The following is a 19,419-nucleotide window of genomic DNA, read 5'->3' as shown; positions in this document are numbered from 1 at the left end:
CCGGAACCTGAAACGGTCTCATCAACGGGGATGGGAGAGACGGTCATGGGGTTCAACCGGCGTCAGTTCCTGCAAGCGGTCGGGGTCGGAATCTCCGGAGTGCCGCTCATCGCGGCCGGGAGCACGACCGGCACCACGTTGGAAGTAGCGGCAACTCCGATCGGATCGACGGGCTACCGGCGCCTGCAGGCGGGACCGGGCTGGCCACTCGTAGTACGCACAGATCTCGCGAACGCCTTACCCAAGAGGGAAACCACGCGCACAGCGCTGGCGGCCTTCGTCCAGTTCTCGGACATGCACATCTGCGACGCGCAGAGCCCGATGCGCTTCGAGTATGTGCACCCGTACATCGGAAGTGGCGCACATCGTCCACATGAGACGCTGACGAACCAGGCGTCGACGGCGTTGGTGCGCAAGGTGAACCAGCTGAAGCAGGGCCCGTTCACCGGTCGCGGGTTCGACTTCCTGATGACCACCGGCGACAACACCGACAACCACGAAACCGTTGAGCTGGAATGGTTCCTGAAGGTACTCAACGGCGGCACGATCACACCCAACACCGGCGACCCGGCGCGGTTCGAGGGCGTGCAGAACGCGAGTCTTGCCCAGTACTGGCAGCCCGAAACGACCGCGAAAGACGACTACAAGGCCAAGGGCTTCCCATACGTGCCGGATCTGCTGCACAAGGCGATCCAGCCGTTCACCAGCCCCGGCCTGAACATCCCGTGGTACAGCACGATCGGCAACCACGACGACAGCGTCGTCGGCTCACTGCCGGACGGCCTGCTCGACAGCCTCTACACGGGTCGCCACAAGATCGTCGGCTTCGGCACGACCACGGAGACGGCGAAGGTGGCGCAGGCCCTGCACGATCCAAAATACGTCCCAGAAGCGATCGGCCTCATCACCACCAAGGGCGTCGTCCGCACGGTGACGCCGGACGCGCGGCGCGCGCCGTTCAGCACGAGCCAGTTCGTCAGGGCACACCTCCAGAACACCGGCCCCGGACCCGTCGGGCACGGCTACACGTCGGACAACGCCGACGGCAAGGACGTCTTCTACACGTTCCGCATCGCGCCGGGCGTCACCGGCATCAGCCTCGACACGACCAACCTGGCGGGCTTCGCGGACGGGTCGATCGGCTGGTACCAGTACCGGTGGCTGGAGGACCAGCTCCGGCGGACCAGCGACTTCGTGATCGTGTTCAGCCACCACACCAGCCGGAGCATGGGCAATGTCCTGCCGGACCGGCGGCGCCCGCTCGACCCGCGGCTCACCGGGGACGCGCTGGTGCGGCTGTTGCAGAAGTACCCGAAGGTCATCGCGTGGGTGAACGGGCACACGCACCGCAACGAGATCACCCCGCACGGCACGTTCTGGGAGATCAACACCGCGGCGCACGTCGACTACCCGCAGCACGCCCGGATCATCGAGGTCGTCGACAACGGCGACGGCACGCTCAGTCTGTTCACGACGTTGATCGAGCCGGACGCCCCTTACCAGGCGAGTTACGACGACTTCAGCGAGCGGGGCCTCGCCTCGCTGGCCCGCGAGTTCCAGTACAACGACGTGCATCTCAACTCGGCCAGGCTCGGTCAGCCGCAGGACCGGAACACGGAACTGTTACTGACGGTGCGTTAGGTCACAGGTCTCGACAAGTGAATGGGAATGCCCGTTGCCTATCGTCGTTGACGTGGCAGTGGACATCTCCGTAACTCCGCCCGAGCCCCGCCCGAGCGAGGCCGCGATGCGGCGCGCCCTGCGGCGGGCCTCGGACGGCGCCGTGCTGGACGTGACCGAGGCGGCCGTGCTGTTGCATGCGCGTGGCGCGGACTTAGACACACTGCTCGCCGCCGCCGGCCGGGTGCGGGACGCGCACCTCACGGCCGAAGGACGGCAGGGCGTCGTCACCTACAGCCGGTCGGTGTTCATCCCGCTGACCAGGCTGTGCCGGGACCGGTGCCACTACTGCACGTTCGCCACCGTCCCGCACAAGCTGCCCGCCGCGTTCCTCGAACGCGATGAGGTCATCGCCATCGCCAAACAGGGCGCGGAGCAGGGCTGCAAGGAGGCCCTCTTCACGCTGGGCGACCGGCCGGAGGACCGGTGGCCGCAGGCGAAGGAGTGGCTGGAGGCGCGCGGCTACGAGTCCACTTTGGACTACGTGCGCGCGTGCGCCATCGCGGTGCTGGAGGAGACCGGCCTGCTGCCGCACCTCAACCCCGGTGTGCTGAGCTGGGAGGAGTTGACCAGGCTGCGGCCCGTCGCGTCCAGCATGGGCATGATGCTGGAGACGACGGCCGAGCGGCTCTTCACCGAGAAGACCGGCCCGCACTACGGCAGCCCGGACAAGGATCCGAAAACCCGCCTGCGCGTGCTGACGGACGCGGGCCGGGTCAACGTCCCGTTCACCACCGGCATCCTCATCGGCATCGGCGAGACGCTCACCGAGCGTGCCGAGTCGATCCACGCCATGCGCGGCATCGCCAAGCAGTACGGCCACATCCAGGAAGTGATCATCCAGAACTTCCGGGCCAAGCCGGACACCGCGATGCGCAACACCCCGGACGCCGACCTGGAGGACCTCGCCGCCACGATCGCGGTCGCCCGGCTGCTCATGCCGTCGACGGTCAGCGTGCAGGCGCCGCCGAACCTGGTCGGCGACGAGTTCGCGCTCATGCTCAGGGCCGGCATCGACGACTGGGGCGGCGTGTCGCCCGTCACGCCGGACCACGTCAACCCCGAGCAGCCGTGGCCGCACATCGACCTGCTGACCAAGATCACCGAGGCCGAGGGGTTCCGGCTCAAGGAACGCCTCAACGTCTACCCGCGCTACGTGCGGGCCGCGCCCGGCCAGTGGATCGACACCCGGATCACCGAGCACGTCCAGGCGTTGGCGCAGGCAGACGGCCTCGCAAACGCTTCCGCGCAGGTCGTGGGCCGCGACTGGCACGAGCCGGACGGTGGCCTCGACACGTTCGGCCGCGCGGACCTGAACACCGCGATCGACACCGAGGGCCGCACGTCCGACCGGCGCGGCGACTTCAACGAGGTCTACGGCGACTGGTCCGAGCTGACCGTCCCGAGCGCCCCGGAGCGGTTGCCCGAGGACGCCGCCCGCGCGCTCAGGATCGCCGCTGACGACCCGGCGCGGCTCCTGGAGGACACCGACGCCGCCATGGCGCTCCTGACGGCCGACGGTGCCGCCCTGGAGACCATGACGCGCCTCGCGGACGAGCTGCGCGCGGCAACCGTCGGCGACGACGTCACCTACGTCGTCAACCGCAACATCAACTTCTCGAACGTCTGCTACGTGGGCTGCCGGTTCTGCGCGTTCGCCCAGCGTGAGCGGGACGCGGACGCGTTCCGGCTGAGCGTGGACGAGGTCGCCGACCGCGCCGAGGAGGCGTGGCGGGAGGGTGCGACCGAGGTCTGCATGCAGGGTGGCATCGACCCGAAGCTGCCGGTCACGTACTACGCGGACATCGTCCGGGCGATCAAGCGGCGTGTTCCGGGCATGCACGTGCACGCGTTCAGCCCGATGGAGATCGTCAGCGCCGCGGCCAAGGCGGGCGTGAGCGTGAAGGAGTGGCTCACCGAGCTGCGCGACGCCGGCCTCGACACGATTCCCGGCACCGCCGCGGAGATCCTCGACGACGACGTGCGCTGGGTGCTCACCAAGGGCAAGCTCCCCGCCGCGACCTGGCTCGACGTCGTCGGCACCGCCCACGAGCTGGGCATTCGCTCGTCGAGCACGATGATGTACGGCCACGTCGACCATCCCGGCCACTGGCTCGGGCACTTCCGGGCGCTCGCGGCGCTGCAGGACCGCACCGGCGGGCTCACCGAGTTCGTCGGCCTGCCGTTCGTGCACCGCAACGCGCCCATCTACCTGGCCGGCGTCGCCCGGCCCGGCCCCACGCGGCGGGACAACCGAGCGGTGCACGCCTTCGCCCGGCTCGCGCTGCACGGCCGGATCGACAACATCCAGTGCTCGTGGGTCAAGCTCGGCGACGACGGCACCGCCGAGGTGCTCAGGGGCGGTGCGAACGACCTGGGTGGCACGCTGATGGAGGAGACCATCAGCCGCATGGCCGGGTCCGAGCACGGCTCCGCGCGCACGGTCGAGGAGCTGGTCGCGACGGCCGCGCTGGCCGGTCGCACGGCCAGGCAGCGGACTACTACATATGGGCGGGTGACAACCCAAGATCGGTGACCGATAGTCTCCAAACACCCCATGCGCGCTACCGATGTTCGGTAGCTTGGCGACCATTCAGTGATGAGAGTTCACCCGTAACGGTGATGGAGGCTGGGCAGTGCACGGCTTGACTCTGGTCATGAGTGCTGTAGCGGAGAGCAGCACGACCATCTCCGCCGCTGGTCCGGTTGGTCTGATCGCGGTGACCGCGGGCATCGGCGGCCTGGTGTACGGCCTGGTCCGCAGGCGCAAGCCCGCGCCCGTGGCACCCCAAAACCAGCGCGTCGTCCCGGACCCCGAGCAGGTCTGAGAAGATTTCGCCGTGTCCGCTCCTGTCTCGCGCCCGCGTGTCCTGTCCGGTATCCAGCCGACGGCCGGTTCGTTCCACCTCGGCAACTACCTGGGCGCGCTGCGGCAGTGGGTGCGGATGCAGGAGGACCACGACGCGTTCTACTGCGTCGTCGACCTGCACGCGATCACGGTCGAGCAGAACCCCAAGGAGCTGCGGCAGAACACCCGCGTGTCCGCCGCGCAGCTGCTCGCGCTGGGCATCGACCCCGAGCGGTCGACGCTCTTCGTGCAGTCGCACGTGCCGGAGCACGCGCAGCTGGGCTGGGTCCTGCAGTGCATCACCGGCTTCGGTGAGGCCAGCCGGATGACCCAGTTCAAGGACAAGTCGGCGCGCAACGAGTCCGCGGTCGGCGTCGGCCTCTTCACGTACCCGATCCTGCAGGCCGCGGACATCCTGCTGTACAACGCACACTTCGTGCCGGTCGGCGAGGACCAGCGCCAGCACCTCGAGCTGACGCGCGACCTGGCCCAGCGCTTCAACTCGCGCTACGGCAAGACGTTCCGGCTGCCCGAGGCGTTCATCGTCAAGGACACCGCCAAGATCTACGACCTGCAGGACCCGACGGCGAAGATGAGCAAGTCGGTCCCCGGCGGCGTCGTCGAGCTGCTGGCCGACGTCAAGCAGTCGGCGAAGAAGATCCGCTCGGCGGTCACCGACACCGGTCGCGAGGTGTTGTTCGACCCCGAGAACAAGCCGGGTGTCTCGAACCTGCTGACGATCTACTCGGCGCTGTCCGGCCGGACGATCGACGATCTCGTCACCGCGTACGACGGCAAGGGCTACGGCGACCTGAAGAAGGACCTGGGCGAGGTGTTCGCCGAGTGGGTGACGCCGATCCAGGAACGGGTTCGCGGGTACCTCGACGACCCGGCCGAACTCGACAAGATCCTGGCCCGTGGCGCCGAGCACGCACGCGAGGTCGCGTCCGTGACGCTGCGCCGCGCGTACGAGAAGATCGGTTTCGTCGCGCCCGCCTAGTCCTGGTGGGCTAGCGTCTTGATCGTGGACAAGTTGCGGCGCAAGTACGCCTGGCTCGATCACATCATGCGCGCCTACGAGCGCTACACCGAGAGCTACGGAACCCATTACGCCGCAGCGGTCACGTACTTCAGCGTGCTCTCGCTGGTGCCGATCCTGATGATCGGCTTCTCGATCGCGGGGTTCGTGCTGCAGGCGCAACCCGAGTTGCTGGCGGACCTTCAGCACAGCATCACCAAGGCGGTGCCCGGTGATCTCGGCGAGGAGCTCAACACCGCGGTGACCACGGCGCTGAAGTCGAAGGGCACGGTCGGGCTCATCGGTCTCGGCGGTGCGCTCTTCTCGGGGCTCGGGTGGATGAGCAACCTGCGCGACGCGCTGACCGCGCAATGGGGGCACCCGAAGGCGGACCGGCCGTTCCTGTCGACCATGGTCAAGGACTTCGCCGCGCTGATCGGCCTCGGACTCGCGATCTTGGTGTCGTTCGGCATCACCGTGCTGGGCACCGGCTTCGCGGACCTGGTGCTGCGCTGGCTCGGACTGGAGGACGCCGGCTGGGCGCGGTTCCTCGTGCAGCTCGCCGCGGTCGTGTTGTCCTTGCTGGCCAACTGGATCGTGTTCCTGTGGGTGCTGACCCGGTTGCCGCGCGAGCCCGTCGGATGGACTTCCGGTCTGCGGGGCGCGCTCGCCGCCGCGATCGGCTTCGAGGTGCTGAAGCAGGCCGCGAGCCTCTTCCTGTCCACGGTGACCTCCTCGCCTACGGCCGCGGCGTTCGGTTCCGTGATCGGTGTGCTGGTCTTCGCCAACCTGGTCGCGCAGTTCCTGCTGTACATGACGGCCTGGACGGCGACCGCGCGCGAGAACCTGCGGCCGGAACCCGTGCAGGCCCCGCCGCCCGCGGTGATCCAGCCGATCGTCGAAGTGCGGTCCGGCCCGTCGCCGCGCACCGCCGCCGGTCTGCTCGGCGTCGGCGCGCTGGCGGGGGCGTTGCTCGTCCGGAGACGCCGCTAGGCACGGACCAGCTCCGGCCGGCGCGCCGGAGTGACCTGGACCAGCACGATCGAGCCGATCAGGATCACGGCGCCGGCCAGTTGCGGGATCGTCAGCGTCTGGTCCTTGAACAGGTAGCCGAGGATCGTCGCCACGAGCGGGCTGAGGAACCCGAGGAACGACATCCCGATCGCGGGCAGCCGATCGGTGCCGCGGAACCAGACCGCGTAGCTGAAGATCGCCCCGAGCACCGTCAGGTACCCGAACCCGATGGCGTTCGTCGTGGTGATCTCGCTCGGCAGTCCTTCGAACACCAGCAACGCGGGCAGCAGCACGAGACCACCGGCCGTGAGCTGCCAGCCGGTGAACGGCAGCAGGCCGACCGGCCGCTTCCACCGCTTGGTGAGCACGATGCCCGACGCCATACAGGCCGCCCCGGCCAGCGCGGCCACGACACCGACGAAGTCGAGCCGTGCCGTCGCCTTCAGCACCAGCAGCGCGACCCCGGCCGACGCGCACACGCAGGCCATCACGTGCAGCGGCCGGATCCGGTCGCCGAGCAGCAGCGCTGCCAGCACCAGCACCAGGAACGGCTGGACGGAGGTGACGAGCGCCGCCACGCCGCCCGGCAGGTGGTACGCCGCGTAGAAGAGCAGGAAGAAGAACGCGCCGATGTTGAGCGTGCCGAGCACCAGCGCCCGCCACCACCAGATTCCGGTCGGCAGGACCCGGCCGAACATCAGCACCAGCACCAGCCCCGAGGGCAGCGCACGCAGCGTCGCCGCGAGCAGTGGCCGGTCCGGCGGCAGCAGCTCGGTCGTCACCAGGTAGGTGCTGCCCCAGATGGCCGGCGCCAGCGCGGTGATGGCCGAGTCGAGCAGCAGTCTGTTGTTCTGCACCGCATTCTCCTCAGCAGGCGTGGGACTCGAGCGCGACCTGGCGTTCGATGCGGTGGTGGATCGCCCGCACCAGCTCGCCGATGTCCGGTTCCCTGAGCAGGCCGTAGTGGTCGCCCGCGAGATCGACGACCGCGGGCGGCCGCGCCGAGTAGCCGGCGGCGTTCTCGATGAACGAGTAGTCGTCGCCGGTCGCCTTGAAGATCGTGATCGGCGCCGAGACACGGCGTTCGGCGAGCTCGCTGAACGTGTACTCGAACGTGAAGGTCTGGTCGACGATCCGCATGATCCGGCGCACCAGACCGGAATCGATGTCGCGGAACCGCTGGGCGATGAACTCGGCGAACGTATCCGCGTCCTTTGTGGACTCCAGGCACGCACGCACACCGGGATCGCTGATGCTGCCTGAGAAAACGGAGTAGAGGATCGTCACGAACGCCTTGTTGTCGTACGAGGCGTCGGCCGGATCGCCTTCGGCGCGCACCTTCGGTGATCCCGGCGCGATCAGGAACACGTGCTCGACCTCGTCGCCCGCGCTCTCCAGCTGGAACGCGGTCTCGAACGCGACACGGGCGCCGAAGGAGTAGCCCCACAACCGATAGGGCCCTTGCGGCTGCACCTCCTTGATCGCCTCGACGTCCGCGGCCGCCATGTCGCGGATCGTGTCGTACGGCGTCTCGCCCTCGTTGATCCCGTAGGCCTGCACACCGAAGAACGGCCGCTGCGCGTACGACGCCAGCGTCCGCAGGTTCATCGGGTAGCCGCCGAGACCCGGCCAGCAGAACACCGGGGCGCCCGTCCCGCTCGGCGCCAGCGGGACCAGACGCGACGTGGCGATGCCCTGGTCGCGCTCCACGCGGCGCGCGAGCTGTTCGATCGTCGGCGCCTCGAAGAGCACCTGCAACGGCAGCGAGCTGCCGAACTCGCGGTTGATCCGGTTGACCAGGCCGACCGCGATCAGCGAATTGCCGCCGGTGGAGAAGAAATCGTCCTGTGTGGACACCGTCTCGCGTCGCATCAGCTTCTTCCAGAAGCCGCTGACGATCCGCTCGGTGGCGGTGCGCGGCGCGACGAACGGCCGGTCGGTGACGTCCACGTCCGTCTGGCTGGACGCGCGCAGCGCGAGCACGTCGATCTTGCCGTTGGCGGTCGTCGGCAACGCGTCGAGCACCACGACCTTGTTCGGGATCATGTAGTCCGGCAGGAAGTCGACCAGGTCGTCCTTGATCATCTCCGCCGGTCCCTTCATGTGGACGACGTCTTCCTTCATGCCCTCGTGCAGCAGCTGCTCCTCCGATACGCGGCCGCCGACGAAGAAGTAAGACGGGCCGCTCTTCGCACCGATCTCGTCGAGCACGGCGGTGATCCGCTTCGCCGACGGCAGGTCGTGGCCGGACTTCGAGCTGTATCCGGACGACATGAAGCCGAGGCCGAGGTCGTTCATCGACAGCCGCTGCTGCACGCGGCCCAGATCGATGTAGCGCAGCCAGTCCTCATCGTTGCGGCTGATCACGCTGATGCCGAGGCTCGCCCGCTCGTACACCGCCTGGTTGATGGCGATGACCTGCTTGCGCAGCACCAGTTCGTCCGAGACACGGGCCAGCTCGCCGCCCGCGTAGCGGTACTGACCGGCGGGCAGGTCGGCGATCTTTCCGGGATGGGCCTGGACGTAGATGTCGACGTCGTCGTCACGGGGCCCGGCATAGGGGACCAGCTCGAACGAGCCCAGGTAGTGGTCGTCGTCCGCGCAGTCCAGCCGGTCGCGCACCTCGGGCGTGTACCCGGCCGGGCGGATGTCCAGGCCGTACGCGGGCAGCACCTGCTCGAACAGCCCGACGGCGTGCCCGGTCTCGATCTCCAGCACCTCGAGGATGTTGTTCTGGTAGACCGGCTCGATCGCCTGCCGGTGGCCGACGAAGTGCACCCGCACCCGAGCCGCTTCTGCCCGGGGGACCTCGGTGATCAGCACCAGCTGGTGCCGTTGCGGGTGGTAGTAGTACAGCCCGGACCGCAGGTCGCCGATGTGGTGCAGCTCGAAGTACAACTGCGTCGCGTACAACGAACCGGGCGAGGCGTAGCCGTACTTCGGCAGCAGCCGCTCGTCGCTGAGGTGCTGGCCGAAGTACCGGAGGATCTCCCCGAACTCGGCGAACGGCAGGGCCGCCGGCTCGCGCGGTTCCCGGCCCTCGACCCTGTGGCCCAACAGCTTCAGCACGTCCGCGGCCGTGACGTGGCCACCCTCGTAGAACCGGTAGGTCTTGCGCGCGAACGCCTGCCTGCGCTGCGCGGGCGTCGCGACCGCGCCCGGCAGATCGATCGTCTCGCGGTCGTCGAGGTCGGTGCGCACACCGGGGTTGGACAGCTGGGCCCGCACCTGGAGCCGGCTCGACTTCGACTGGTGGTGCGCGCCGGCGTTGCCCTGGTCCATCAGGGCCGCTTCCTTCGAGTTCAACTCGACGCAGGCGATCAGGTTCTGATGGCCGGTGCGGGGATCGTCCTTGACGATGACCGCGGCGTTGCGGACCCAGTCGTGCGTCTCGATGGCGAGCTTGATCTCGTCCAGCTCGACCCGGAAGCCGCGCAGCTTGACCTGGTTGTCCGCCCGGCCGACGAACTGCGCGGTGCCGTCCGGGTTCCAGTACGCGAGGTCGCCGGTCCGGAACAGCGGAGGGTTTCCGACAAAGCGTTCCGCGGTCAGGTCCGGCCGGTTCAGATAGCCGCGCGCGACCTGGACTCCGCCGATGTAGAGCTCACCCACCTCGCCCACCGCGACGGGTTCGCGGTTCCCGTCAAGAATTCGATAGATCGTGTTGTCTACGGGTGTTCCGATCGAAACGGAATGAGAACCCTCCGTCAGATCTGCGCGATCCACGACGTGGGACGACGAGTTGATGGTGCATTCGGTCGGCCCGTACAGGTTGATTAAGGTAATGTCGGGAATACTCTCCAGACAGCTCGTCGCCAGAATCCGTGACAGCGCCTCGCCTCCGCTGAAGATCTGCCGCAGCGTGTGGCAGGTCTGCAGTTCTTCGGTGTCGACCAGCGCCTGCAACAACGTCGGCACGCATTGCAGCGTGGTGATCTCGTGCGCGCGGATCGCGTCGATGATGCCTTCCGGATCGCGGTACACGCCGGGTCTGCCCAGTACCACCGTGCTGCCGACCGCCGAGGCCAGGATCTCCCACTGCGCCGCGTCGAAGCTCATCGGCGTCTTCTGCAGGACCACCTTGGTGCGGTCCAGCCCGTGCGCGGACGCGAGCCAGCGCATCTGGTTGACGATGCTTCGGTGCTCGATCAGCACGCCCTTGGGTCTGCCGCTGCTGCCCGAGGTGTAGATGACGTACGCCAGACCATCGGGACGTGGGCCGACCGGCTCGCCATCAGGTCTGTCCACGTCGTCCAGCGTGATGATCCGCGTACCGGCGGGAACCAGCCCGGCGAGCCGCGTGCGCAGCGACGCCTGCGTGAACACGATCTTCGTGCCGGAGTCGGAGATCATGTACCGCAGGCGCTCCTCCGGGTACTCCGGCGAGAGCGGCAGGTAGGCGGCGCCGGCGAACAGGACGCCCCACACCCCGATCACCAGGTCGAGGGACGGCTCGACGAACATGCCGACCGGATGGTCCTGTTCCACACCCAGCGCGTGCAGTTCGGCCGCCAGAGCCCGGCTTTTCTCCTGAAGTTCGCCGAAGCTCAGATTTGCGTTGCCACAAATAACCGCTGTGTTATGGCGGTATAACTCGACCTGTTGTGCCAGCAAATCCGGCAGGCAGGGGGAGGACGCTGGCAGAACCGCATTGTTCGACACGGAATTCCCCAAAGGTCAGGGTGGAATTTACGGGTTCCATTCGGGCAGGGTGAATAGAACCCGGGGCTCGGTCGAAGCTATCCGAGGGGTCGGTCATCAGTCAACGAAGTGCGGCTCTTTACTAAATTAGTGCCGTCTCAGCTGGTTGTTTTGAATTGGATAAGTTTTTGGAACCGCTCGTGGTAAGCGAAACGCCGCCCGGCAGGAGCCGGGCGGCGTTCGGGTGTGCGGTGGGTCAGGCGCTCTGGGCGGCCTGCCTGCGGGCCCTGGCCCGCTTCTTGCGGAAGTACATGAACAACGCCGCCAGCAGGCCGAGGCCCGCGACCGCGGTGATGGGGCCGCCGACGTTGCCGAAAGCCGACGGGGCGGAGCGCTCGGACCTGCCGTCGCCGCCGGTCGCCGCGGTGTCCGCGACGTTGGGCGGCTGGGTGGTGGTCACCTTCTGCTTGGGCTGCGGCGCGCCGTTGACCAGCTGGCCGACCCCGCCGGGGCCCATCGCGAAGCCGTAGTCGAGCAGCTTGGCGGCCTGGTCGACGATCCTGGTCGGCGTCTGCTGGCCGCGCAGCAGGGTGACGACGAGGCGGCGGCCGTTGCGTTCCGCGGCGCCGACGTAGGTGTGCTGCGCGTCGTCGGTGAAGCCGGTCTTGCCGCCCAGCGCGCCCTCGTAGCTGGTGAGCAGCTTGTTGTCGCTGTTCAGCGTGATGGTGCCGCCGTTGCGACCGGGGAACTCAGTCTGCTGCAGCTTGATCGCGTCGGCGAACTCCGGGTACTTCATCGCGCCGCGGAAGATCAGCGCCACGTCGTAGGCCGACGTGCTGGTGCCCGGACCGTCCAGACCGGACGGCGTGACCGCGCGGGTGTCGAGCGCGCCGAGCTCCTTGGCGAGCGCGTTCATCTTGCGCAGCGCGTTCGGCACGCCGCCGAGCTGGCGGGCCAGCGTGTGCGCCACGTCGTTGCCGGACGACAGCAGCAGCGCCTGCAGCAGCTGCCGCACCGTGTACTGGCCGCCGTCGCGCAGGCCGACGCAGGTGCACTCCTGCTCGATGTCCTCGGCGGTGGCGGTGGCGACGATGTCGCCGCGCAGCTCCTTCGCCACGACCATGGCGAGCAGCACCTTGATGACGCTCGCCGGCCGCTGCCGCCCGTGCGGGTCGTACGCGGCGAGCACGGCGCCGCTGTCGATGTCCGCGAGCAGCCACGAGGCGGCCGTGATGTTCGGCAACGGCTGCGCGTTCGGCGGCAGGATGAGCCCGCATTCGCCGAGCCGGTCGCCACCGACGGGTGATTCCGGGACCTCGAGCGGTCCGGGCGCCTTGGTGCCGGGCTTCGGCTGTTCGGAAGTGTCCACCGGAGGCGGCGGAGTCTCGCGGTTCGCGCAGGCAGACGCGTTCGAGGACGTCGGCTGGGCGGTGCCGGTCGGCGCGGCGAACGCAGCGGTGGCCGTCATCAGGACCAGGGCGACGATGAGCCGTTTGGTGAAGGGCACGGGGGTCAGGCTATCCACCCCGGTTGAGTGACTTGCATCCGCCACGTCGGATACTGCTCCGGTGAAGCTCTCCCGTGGGATGTCGATGTTCCTCGTGGCCTTCGGGGTGTGGTCGTGGGTGATCTGGCCCACTTTCCTTCGCAACATCTGGAAAGACCCGCGCTCCTGGGCGGATGGGCCGACCGCGTTCTTCACCGTGCACCTGGTGCTCGTGATCGTTTCACTGGTCTTCGGCACGATCATCGGCGTGCTGGGCACCCGAGGCCTGTTCGCCCTGAAGCGGAGGTAAGTAGCTGTGGAGTTCGTGCGTCTGTTGCTGGTGTTCCTGCACCTGCTCGGCATGGGCATGCTGATCGCGATGGTCTTCGTGCAGCGCCGTGAGGGCCTGGAGGCGCCGGTGAACAAGGGCTGGCTGCACGGCCTGGGCCTGCAGCTGCTGACCGGGGTGGCCCTGATGGGCCTGGCCCCGTTGACGCACCAGGACTACAACCACATCAAGCTGGGCGTGAAGCTGCTGGTCCTCGTGGTCATCGGTGTCCTTGTGATGATGAACCTGCGCAAGCCCGCGTCCCCGAAGTGGCTGCTGCCCGCTCTGTCCGGCCTGGTCGTGTTCAACGTCGGCCTCGCCGTCTTCTGGAGCTAGGTCATCCGGACCGGCGGCCGCGGCCTGTTCGCGGCCGCCTGGTGTGCTTGTTTCAGCTCGCGCCCGACCTCGTCGGGCTCCGTCCTGATGCGGGCCGGCAGCGTCTGCACGACGAGGATCCCTGCTCTTGCGTACCGCGTGTTGCGCTCCAGGGTTCTCGCGTAGTCCTTGGGCGCCAGGTGGAAGCTCTTCGAGTCGATCTCCCAGGCGAGGCCCACGTCGTCGAACCACGCGTCGGGCGTGCCGATGACCGTCCCGTCGGGACTCTCGATGGTGCGGTTCCAGTACTTCGTGGTGAGCCCGATCTTCCTGGACAACGCCCGTGCGTCCCGCTCTGCCACCGATCTCACCTGTGACAGGTCTTTCAGTAGCCGCCGCAGGTCTTTTGTGCCGAAACCCGCGGCTTCTATTGCCAGGTGTGCGGGATCGCACAGTCCCTGCTGCACCGCAGCTGCCACCAGGCCTGTCACGTCGTCGTCCGTTTTGAGTGTGCGGCACGCGTCCGCTACGGCTCGCGCCGGTGGGGCCAGTGGGAAACCGTCCACCTGGACCGCGGCGGGCATCTTCGTCGAGGTGAGTACCACCAGGTAGCCCGCGCCCTGGATGCGTCTGGGGGACAGCACGTGGACCTCGTTGCCCGGTAGGCGCAGGCCGTAGCGGCGGCAGGCCTCTGGGCCGGTGATGAGGGCGTCCGGGCCGGCTTTCAGGAGTGCGCCCGCGACCAGTTGGTCGCGGGTCGGTGGTCCGTTGTGGAGCAGCACCACGCCTGGGAAGAGGCGCTGCCACGGGCCGCCCGGCTTGCAGCGCCGGTATGCGGCGGCGTGGGAGATGTCGAGGGCGGAGACGAGGCGGACGTCCATGGAGCCAGCCTGGTCGGCCTCAGTCCCAGAAAGCCAGCAGCTCGTGTCACGAACGGGCCGTTCGCGACACGAGCTGCTGGAGAACCGATCAGACGCGCTTGAACAGCAGCGCGCGCTTCACTTCCTGGATCGCCTTCGTCACCTGGATGCCACGAGGGCAGGCGTCGGTGCAGTTGAACGTCGTGCGGCACCGCCACACGCCATCGATGTCGTTCAGGATGTCGAGCCGCTCCTCCGCCCCCTCGTCCCGGGAGTCGAAGATGAACCGGTGCGCGTTGACGATCGCCGCGGGCCCGAAGTAGGACCCCTCGGTCCAGTACACGGGGCACGACGTGGTGCAGCACGCGCACAGGATGCACTTGGTGGTGTCGTCGAACCGCTCGCGGTCCGCCGCCGACTGGATCCGCTCCCGCGTGGGCTCGTTGCCGTAGGTGATGAGGTACGGCTTGACGGCACGGAACGCCTCGAAGAAGGGCTCCATGTCGACCAGCAGGTCCTTGTTCACCGGAAGGCCCTTGATGGGCTCGATGGTGATCGTGGTCGGCTTCCCGCCAGCGGACAGCAGGTCCTTCAGCAGCACCTTGCACGCCAGGCGGTTCACGCCGTTGATGCGCATGGCGTCCGAGCCGCAGATGCCGTGGGCACAGGAGCGGCGGAACGTCAGCGTGCCGTCGACGTACCACTTGATGTAGTGCAGCAGGTTCAGCACGCGGTCCGAGGGCAGCGCGGGGATGTCGAACGTGTCCCAGCGCGGCTCGTCGTCGACCTCGGGGTTGAACCGGCGGATCTTCACGGTGACCGTGACGGCCCCGTCCGGGACCGGGGGCTGCGTGCCGCGCGCGCCTTCAACAGTGGCGGTCATCAGTACTTGCGCTCCATCGGCTTGTACCGGGTAAAGGTCACGGGCTTGTAGTCGAGCCGGATGTCGGCCGCCAGATCGGTGCCCTGCTTGTAGAACATGCTGTGGCGCATGAAGTTCGTGTCGTCGCGGTTCGGGTAGTCCTCACGCGCGTGGCCGCCGCGGGACTCCTTGCGCGCCAGGGCGCCGACGACCAGGACCTCGGCCAGCTCGAGCAGGAAGCCCAGCTCGACCGCCTCCAGCAGGTCGGTGTTGAACCGCTTGCCCTTGTCCTGCACGGAGATCCGGGCGTAGCGCTCCTTCAACGCCTGCACGTCGTGCAGCGCCTGCTTCAGCGTGTCCTCGGTGCGGTACACCGACGCGTTGGCGTCCATCGTGGCCTGCAGCTCGGTGCGGATGTCCGCGACGCGCTCGTGGCCGTGCTCGGACAGGACCAGCGCGACCTGCGCCTCGACGGCCGCGGCCGGGGACTCGGGCAGGTCCACGTGCTCGTGCGCCAGGGCGTACTCGGCGGCGGCGATGCCCGCGCGGCGGCCGAACACGTTGATGTCCAGCAGCGAGTTGGTGCCGAGGCGGTTGGCGCCGTGCACCGAGACGCACGCGCACTCGCCGGCGGCGTACAGGCCGGGGACGACGTTCTCGTTGTCCCGCAGCACCTCGCCATGGACGTTGGTCGGGATGCCGCCCATCGCGTAGTGCGCGGTCGGGTACACCGGCACGGGTTCGACGACCGGGTCGACCGCGAGGTACGTGCGGGCGAACTCGGTGATGTCCGGGAGCTTGGTCTCCAGGACCTCGGCGCCGAGGTGCGTGCAGTCGAGCAGCACGTAGTCCTTGTTGGGACCGGCGCCGCGGCCTTCGAGGACCTCCAGGGCCATCGACCGGGCGACGATGTCGCGCGGCGCGAGGTCCTTGATGGTCGGGGCGTAGCGCTCCATGAACCGCTCACCCGAGGCGTTGCGCAGGATCGCGCCCTCGCCGCGGGCACCCTCGGTGAGCAGGATGCCCAGACCCGCGAGGCCCGTCGGGTGGAACTGGTAGAACTCCATGTCCTCCAGGGGCAGCCCCTTGCGGAACACGATGCCCATGCCGTCACCGGTGAGCGTGTGCGCGTTCGACGTGGTCTTGAAGACCTTGCCGAACCCGCCCGTCGCGAAGACGACGGACTTGGCCTGGAAGACGTGGATCTCACCGGTCGCGAGCTCGTACGCGACGGCGCCGGTGCACACCGGGCCGTCCTCGGTCTCCGTGAGACAGATGTCGAGGACGTAGAACTCGTTGAAGAACTCGATGCCGTGCTTGACGCAGTTCTGGTACAGCGTCTGGAGGATCATGTGGCCGGTGCGGTCCGCGGCGTAGCACGCGCGGCGCACGGCGGCCTCACCGTGGTTGCGGGTGTGCCCGCCGAACCGGCGCTGGTCGATCTTGCCCTCGGGCGTGCGGTTGAACGGCAGGCCCATCTTCTCGAGGTCGAGGACCGCGTCGATGGCCTCCTTCGCCATGATCTCCGCGGCGTCCTGGTCGACCAGGTAGTCGCCGCCCTTGATCGTGTCGAAGGTGTGCCACTCCCAGTTGTCCTCCTCCACGTTCGCCAGCGCGGCGCACATGCCGCCCTGCGCGGCGCCCGTGTGGGAACGCGTGGGGTAGAGCTTCGTGAGCACCGCGGTGCGGGCGCGCTGGCCGGACTCGATCGCCGCGCGCATACCGGCGCCACCGGCACCGATGATGACTACGTCGTACTTGTGGAACTGCATGGTGGTGGGCTCCCCGCGCGGGTCAGTTCGTGATGTTCGGGTCGAAGGTGAAGATCACGAACGTGCCGAGCGAGATGATCAGCACCATCGAGATGTAGAGCAGGATCTTCAACCAGAACCGGGTGGCGTCCTTGCGGGCGTAGTCGTTGATGACCGTCCGCAGGCCGTTGCCGCCGTGGATCTGCGCGAGCCACAGCATCGAGAGGTCCCAGAACTGCCAGAACGGCGAGGCCCACCGGCCGGCCACAAAACCAAAGTTGATCTTGTGCACACCGCCGTCGAGGATGTTCATGATGAACAGGTGGCCGAGCACCAGCACGACCAGCAGCAGGCCGGACAGGCGCATGAACAGCCAGCTGTAGAGCTCGCCGTTGCTGCGGCGGGCGGCCGGTCGGCGCGGCGAGCGGGGCTTGTCGAGTGCGAGAGACATGGTCAGCGCCCCAGTTCCGAGATCGTGCGCTCCAACATGAAGTACGCGCCGGGGATCATCACGACGACCCAGATGGCGAGGATGATCCACAGCATCAGGCGCTGGTACTTCGCGCCCTTCTCCCAGAAGTCGACCAGCATGACCCGGATGCCGTTGAGCGCGTGGTAGAGCACGGCACCCACGAGCCCGACCTCGAAGAGGTTCACGACCGGGTTCTTGTAGGTCTCGACGACCGAGTCGTACGCGTTCGGCGACACGCGCACGAGCGCGGTGTCGAGCACGTGCACGAAGAGGAAGAAGAACGTCAGGACGCCGGTGATCCGGTGTGCGACCCAAGACCACATGCCAAGATCGCCGCGATAGAGCGTCCCGCCGCCTCGGGAGGTGCCCGACCGCTCGGATGCGGTGGTGCTGGCCATGTGCCCGGCCTCCAACGTCAGTGGTGGACTGGTCGGTCGAACCCGACCATGACCGGGAAATGCTAGTCCCGCACGCTGGGGCTGACCCAATGACCCGCGTCGCTCTGTGATCGACGAGACACGCTGTCCATCGCCCAAGCGGTCTGGACCGTTTTAGAAGCATGAGGCAGGCCACAAAGCGACGGCGGCCGAGACCTCCGCCTTGGTCTCAGCCGCCGTCTTGGCAAGGGCACTTGCCACCCTCTACACGAGGGGCCCGCGGATCCGGTTCGAAGATCCACGAACTTTTTTGGAACTTTGTTGCCGGAAGGCGAGGACTCCGCCGTGGTCCTCGCCCTCCGCTGCAGGTCACCCTGCATGACAACTAGAACGAACGATCACCGAAGGCGGTTCGCGGTGCGTCTCAACACGCGCCGGGTACGGCGGATCACTTCGGGTGGCGAAGAGCATCGATCACGTAAACGATTGGGTCACGCACGGGTGCGGCCGGGAGCGGGTGTGATTACCAAGAGGTACGGTCCACCCCTTGGAACCCGACAGCGTGGTCGGGGCGACCCTAGGGAGGAGACGAGCCGTGCGTCCTCGTATGCGTGGCATCGCCGTTGCCGCGATCGCGCTGACCAGCGTGATGTCCATGAGTGCTTGCGCCAAGGACTCGGGCGGCGGCAACGCCGGGCAGAACACCGGTAGTGGTGGCTCCGGCTGTGAGTACGCCTCACCGCCCGCCGCGCCCGCGACCTCGTCCAGCGCCGCGAGCGCCGGCGACAAGGTCGACGGCAGCGCGCTGAAGGTCGGTCTGGCCTACGACATCGGCGGCCGTGGTGACGCTTCCTTCAACGACTCCGCCGCGGCGGGCCTGGACAAGGCCGTGGCCGACCTGGGCGTGAAGAAGGAGAACGTCAAGGAGCTGACCGCCGCCCCGAACGAGGCCGAGGACGCGAAGCAGACGCGTTTGAAGCAGCTCGCGGGTGACGGCTACAACCCGATCGTGGCGGTCGGGTTCGCCTACGCCGAGTCGCTCAAGGTCGTCGCGCCGCAGTTCCCGAACGTCAAGTTCGCGATCGTCGACGCGGTCGTCGACGCGCCGAACGTCACGGGCCTGACCTTCGCCGAGCACGAGGGCTCGTTCCTCGCCGGCGTCATCGCCGCGTACCAGAGCAAGGCGTGCCACGTGGGCTTCGTCGGCGGCGTCGAGATCCCGCTGATCCAGAAGTTCGAGGCCGGCTACTTCCAGGGTGCGAAGGCGGCCGCCCCGAAGATCGAGATCGAGAAGAAGTACCTGACCCCGGCCGGTGACTTCACCGGTTTCCAGGACCCCGCGAAGGGCCAGGAGGCCGCGAAGGGCCAGATCGACAAGAAGGCCGACGTGCTCTACCACGCGGCCGGTGCCTCGGGTAAGGGCGTCTTCTCCGCCGCCAAGCAGGCCGGTGTCAAGGCCATCGGCGTCGACTCCGACCAGTACAACCAGGCGACCGTCGCCGACTCCAAGGACGTCATCGTGTCGTCCATGCTCAAGCGCGTCGACGTCGCGGTCTTCGACTACGTCAAGGCCGTCGCGAAGAACGACCTCGCGTCGCTGCCCAAGGTGTTCGACCTCAAGGTCGACGGTGTCGGTTACGCCACCTCGGGTGGCAAGATCGACGACAAGCTGAAGGGCATCCTCGAGGGCTACAAGGCCCAGATCATCGAGGGCAAGATCAAGGTCGCGGACAAGCCGTAACCCCACCGCAGTCCTGCGCCGGGCCC

General features: G+C 67.8%; 16 protein-coding genes. 8 read left to right on the top strand and 8 right to left on the bottom strand.

Annotated features, from left to right (window positions below; genetic code table 11):
- The first annotated feature begins 45 nt into the window (after window positions 1-45).
- The 5 genes from QSK35_RS12400 (at window position 46) to yhjD (ending at window position 6,539) form a co-directional block, all read left to right on the top strand.
- Window positions 46-1,641, top strand: coding sequence for a TIGR03767 family metallophosphoesterase (locus tag QSK35_RS12400; protein ID WP_285745442.1), 1,596 nt, complete (start codon window positions 46-48; stop codon window positions 1,639-1,641).
- Window positions 1,642-1,693: 52 nt separating this feature from the next.
- The gene (locus QSK35_RS12395; RefSeq protein ID WP_285745440.1) at window positions 1,694-4,216 is read left to right on the top strand and encodes a bifunctional FO biosynthesis protein CofGH; all 2,523 of its coding nucleotides are present in this window, start codon (window positions 1,694-1,696) and stop codon (window positions 4,214-4,216) included.
- Between the two features lie 121 nt (window positions 4,217-4,337).
- Entirely contained in the window at window positions 4,338-4,508 is a 171-nt protein-coding gene (locus QSK35_RS12390; protein ID WP_285745438.1) for a hypothetical protein, read from the top strand.
- Between the two features lie 12 nt (window positions 4,509-4,520).
- A complete protein-coding gene (gene trpS / locus QSK35_RS12385) occupies window positions 4,521-5,528 on the top strand; it encodes a tryptophan--tRNA ligase (RefSeq protein ID WP_285745436.1) in 1,008 nt (335 codons plus the stop codon).
- 24 nt (window positions 5,529-5,552) lie between these two features.
- Window positions 5,553-6,539: an inner membrane protein YhjD gene (gene yhjD / locus QSK35_RS12380; protein ID WP_285745434.1), complete on the top strand. Its 987-nt coding sequence runs from the start codon at window positions 5,553-5,555 to the stop codon at window positions 6,537-6,539.
- On the opposite strand, the gene QSK35_RS12375 is transcribed toward yhjD, so the two are convergent.
- The 3 genes from QSK35_RS12375 to QSK35_RS12365 form a co-directional block, all read right to left on the bottom strand.
- On the bottom strand, window positions 6,536-7,417 hold the full coding sequence (locus tag QSK35_RS12375) for an EamA family transporter (protein ID WP_285745432.1): 882 nt from the start codon (window positions 7,415-7,417) through the stop codon (window positions 6,536-6,538). The genes yhjD and QSK35_RS12375 overlap by 4 nt on opposite strands.
- 10 nt (window positions 7,418-7,427) lie before the next feature.
- Window positions 7,428-11,222, bottom strand: coding sequence for an amino acid adenylation domain-containing protein (locus QSK35_RS12370; protein ID WP_285745430.1), 3,795 nt, complete (start codon window positions 11,220-11,222; stop codon window positions 7,428-7,430).
- 235 nt (window positions 11,223-11,457) lie between these two features.
- Entirely contained in the window at window positions 11,458-12,708 is a 1,251-nt protein-coding gene (locus QSK35_RS12365; protein WP_285745428.1) for a D-alanyl-D-alanine carboxypeptidase family protein, read from the bottom strand.
- 61 nt (window positions 12,709-12,769) lie between these two features.
- On the opposite strand from QSK35_RS12365, the gene QSK35_RS12360 reads away from it, so the two are divergent.
- Both QSK35_RS12360 and QSK35_RS12355 read left to right on the top strand, forming a co-directional pair.
- Entirely contained in the window at window positions 12,770-12,997 is a 228-nt protein-coding gene (locus QSK35_RS12360; RefSeq protein WP_285745426.1) for an SCO4848 family membrane protein, read from the top strand.
- Window positions 12,998-13,003: 6 nt separating this feature from the next.
- Complete coding sequence (locus QSK35_RS12355) at window positions 13,004-13,351, top strand: hypothetical protein (protein ID WP_285745424.1); 348 nt, start codon at window positions 13,004-13,006, stop codon at window positions 13,349-13,351.
- On the opposite strand, the gene QSK35_RS12350 is transcribed toward QSK35_RS12355, so the two are convergent.
- The 5 genes from QSK35_RS12350 to sdhC all read right to left on the bottom strand — a co-directional run bounded on the left by QSK35_RS12350 (window position 13,348) and on the right by sdhC (window position 17,673).
- Window positions 13,348-14,211 (bottom strand): hypothetical protein, encoded by an 864-nt coding sequence (locus QSK35_RS12350; RefSeq protein ID WP_285745422.1) that lies wholly within the window; start codon window positions 14,209-14,211, stop codon window positions 13,348-13,350. The genes QSK35_RS12355 and QSK35_RS12350 overlap by 4 nt on opposite strands.
- 88 nt (window positions 14,212-14,299) lie before the next feature.
- On the bottom strand, window positions 14,300-15,073 hold the full coding sequence (locus QSK35_RS12345) for a succinate dehydrogenase iron-sulfur subunit (RefSeq protein ID WP_285745420.1): 774 nt from the start codon (window positions 15,071-15,073) through the stop codon (window positions 14,300-14,302).
- Window positions 15,073-16,824: a succinate dehydrogenase flavoprotein subunit gene (sdhA, locus tag QSK35_RS12340; RefSeq protein WP_285745418.1), complete on the bottom strand. Its 1,752-nt coding sequence runs from the start codon at window positions 16,822-16,824 to the stop codon at window positions 15,073-15,075. Before sdhA ends, QSK35_RS12345 begins: the two co-directional genes overlap by 1 nt.
- 22 nt (window positions 16,825-16,846) lie before the next feature.
- The gene (locus QSK35_RS12335; RefSeq protein ID WP_502881645.1) at window positions 16,847-17,254 is read right to left on the bottom strand and encodes a succinate dehydrogenase hydrophobic membrane anchor subunit; all 408 of its coding nucleotides are present in this window, start codon (window positions 17,252-17,254) and stop codon (window positions 16,847-16,849) included.
- Window positions 17,255-17,256: 2 nt separating this feature from the next.
- A complete protein-coding gene (gene sdhC / locus QSK35_RS12330) occupies window positions 17,257-17,673 on the bottom strand; it encodes a succinate dehydrogenase, cytochrome b556 subunit (RefSeq protein WP_285745417.1) in 417 nt (138 codons plus the stop codon).
- Between the two features lie 586 nt (window positions 17,674-18,259).
- Here sdhC and QSK35_RS12325 point away from each other — a divergent pair.
- The gene (locus QSK35_RS12325; protein ID WP_285746099.1) at window positions 18,260-19,393 is read left to right on the top strand and encodes a BMP family lipoprotein; all 1,134 of its coding nucleotides are present in this window, start codon (window positions 18,260-18,262) and stop codon (window positions 19,391-19,393) included.
- The last annotated feature ends 26 nt before the right edge of the window (window positions 19,394-19,419 follow it).

The organism is Lentzea sp. NBRC 105346 (assembly GCF_030269605.1).
In the GTDB taxonomy this organism is placed as follows: domain Bacteria; phylum Actinomycetota; class Actinomycetes; order Mycobacteriales; family Pseudonocardiaceae; genus Lentzea.
Note: the sequence above shows the minus strand (reverse complement) of the source record. Positions and strands in the feature narration are given on the sequence as shown.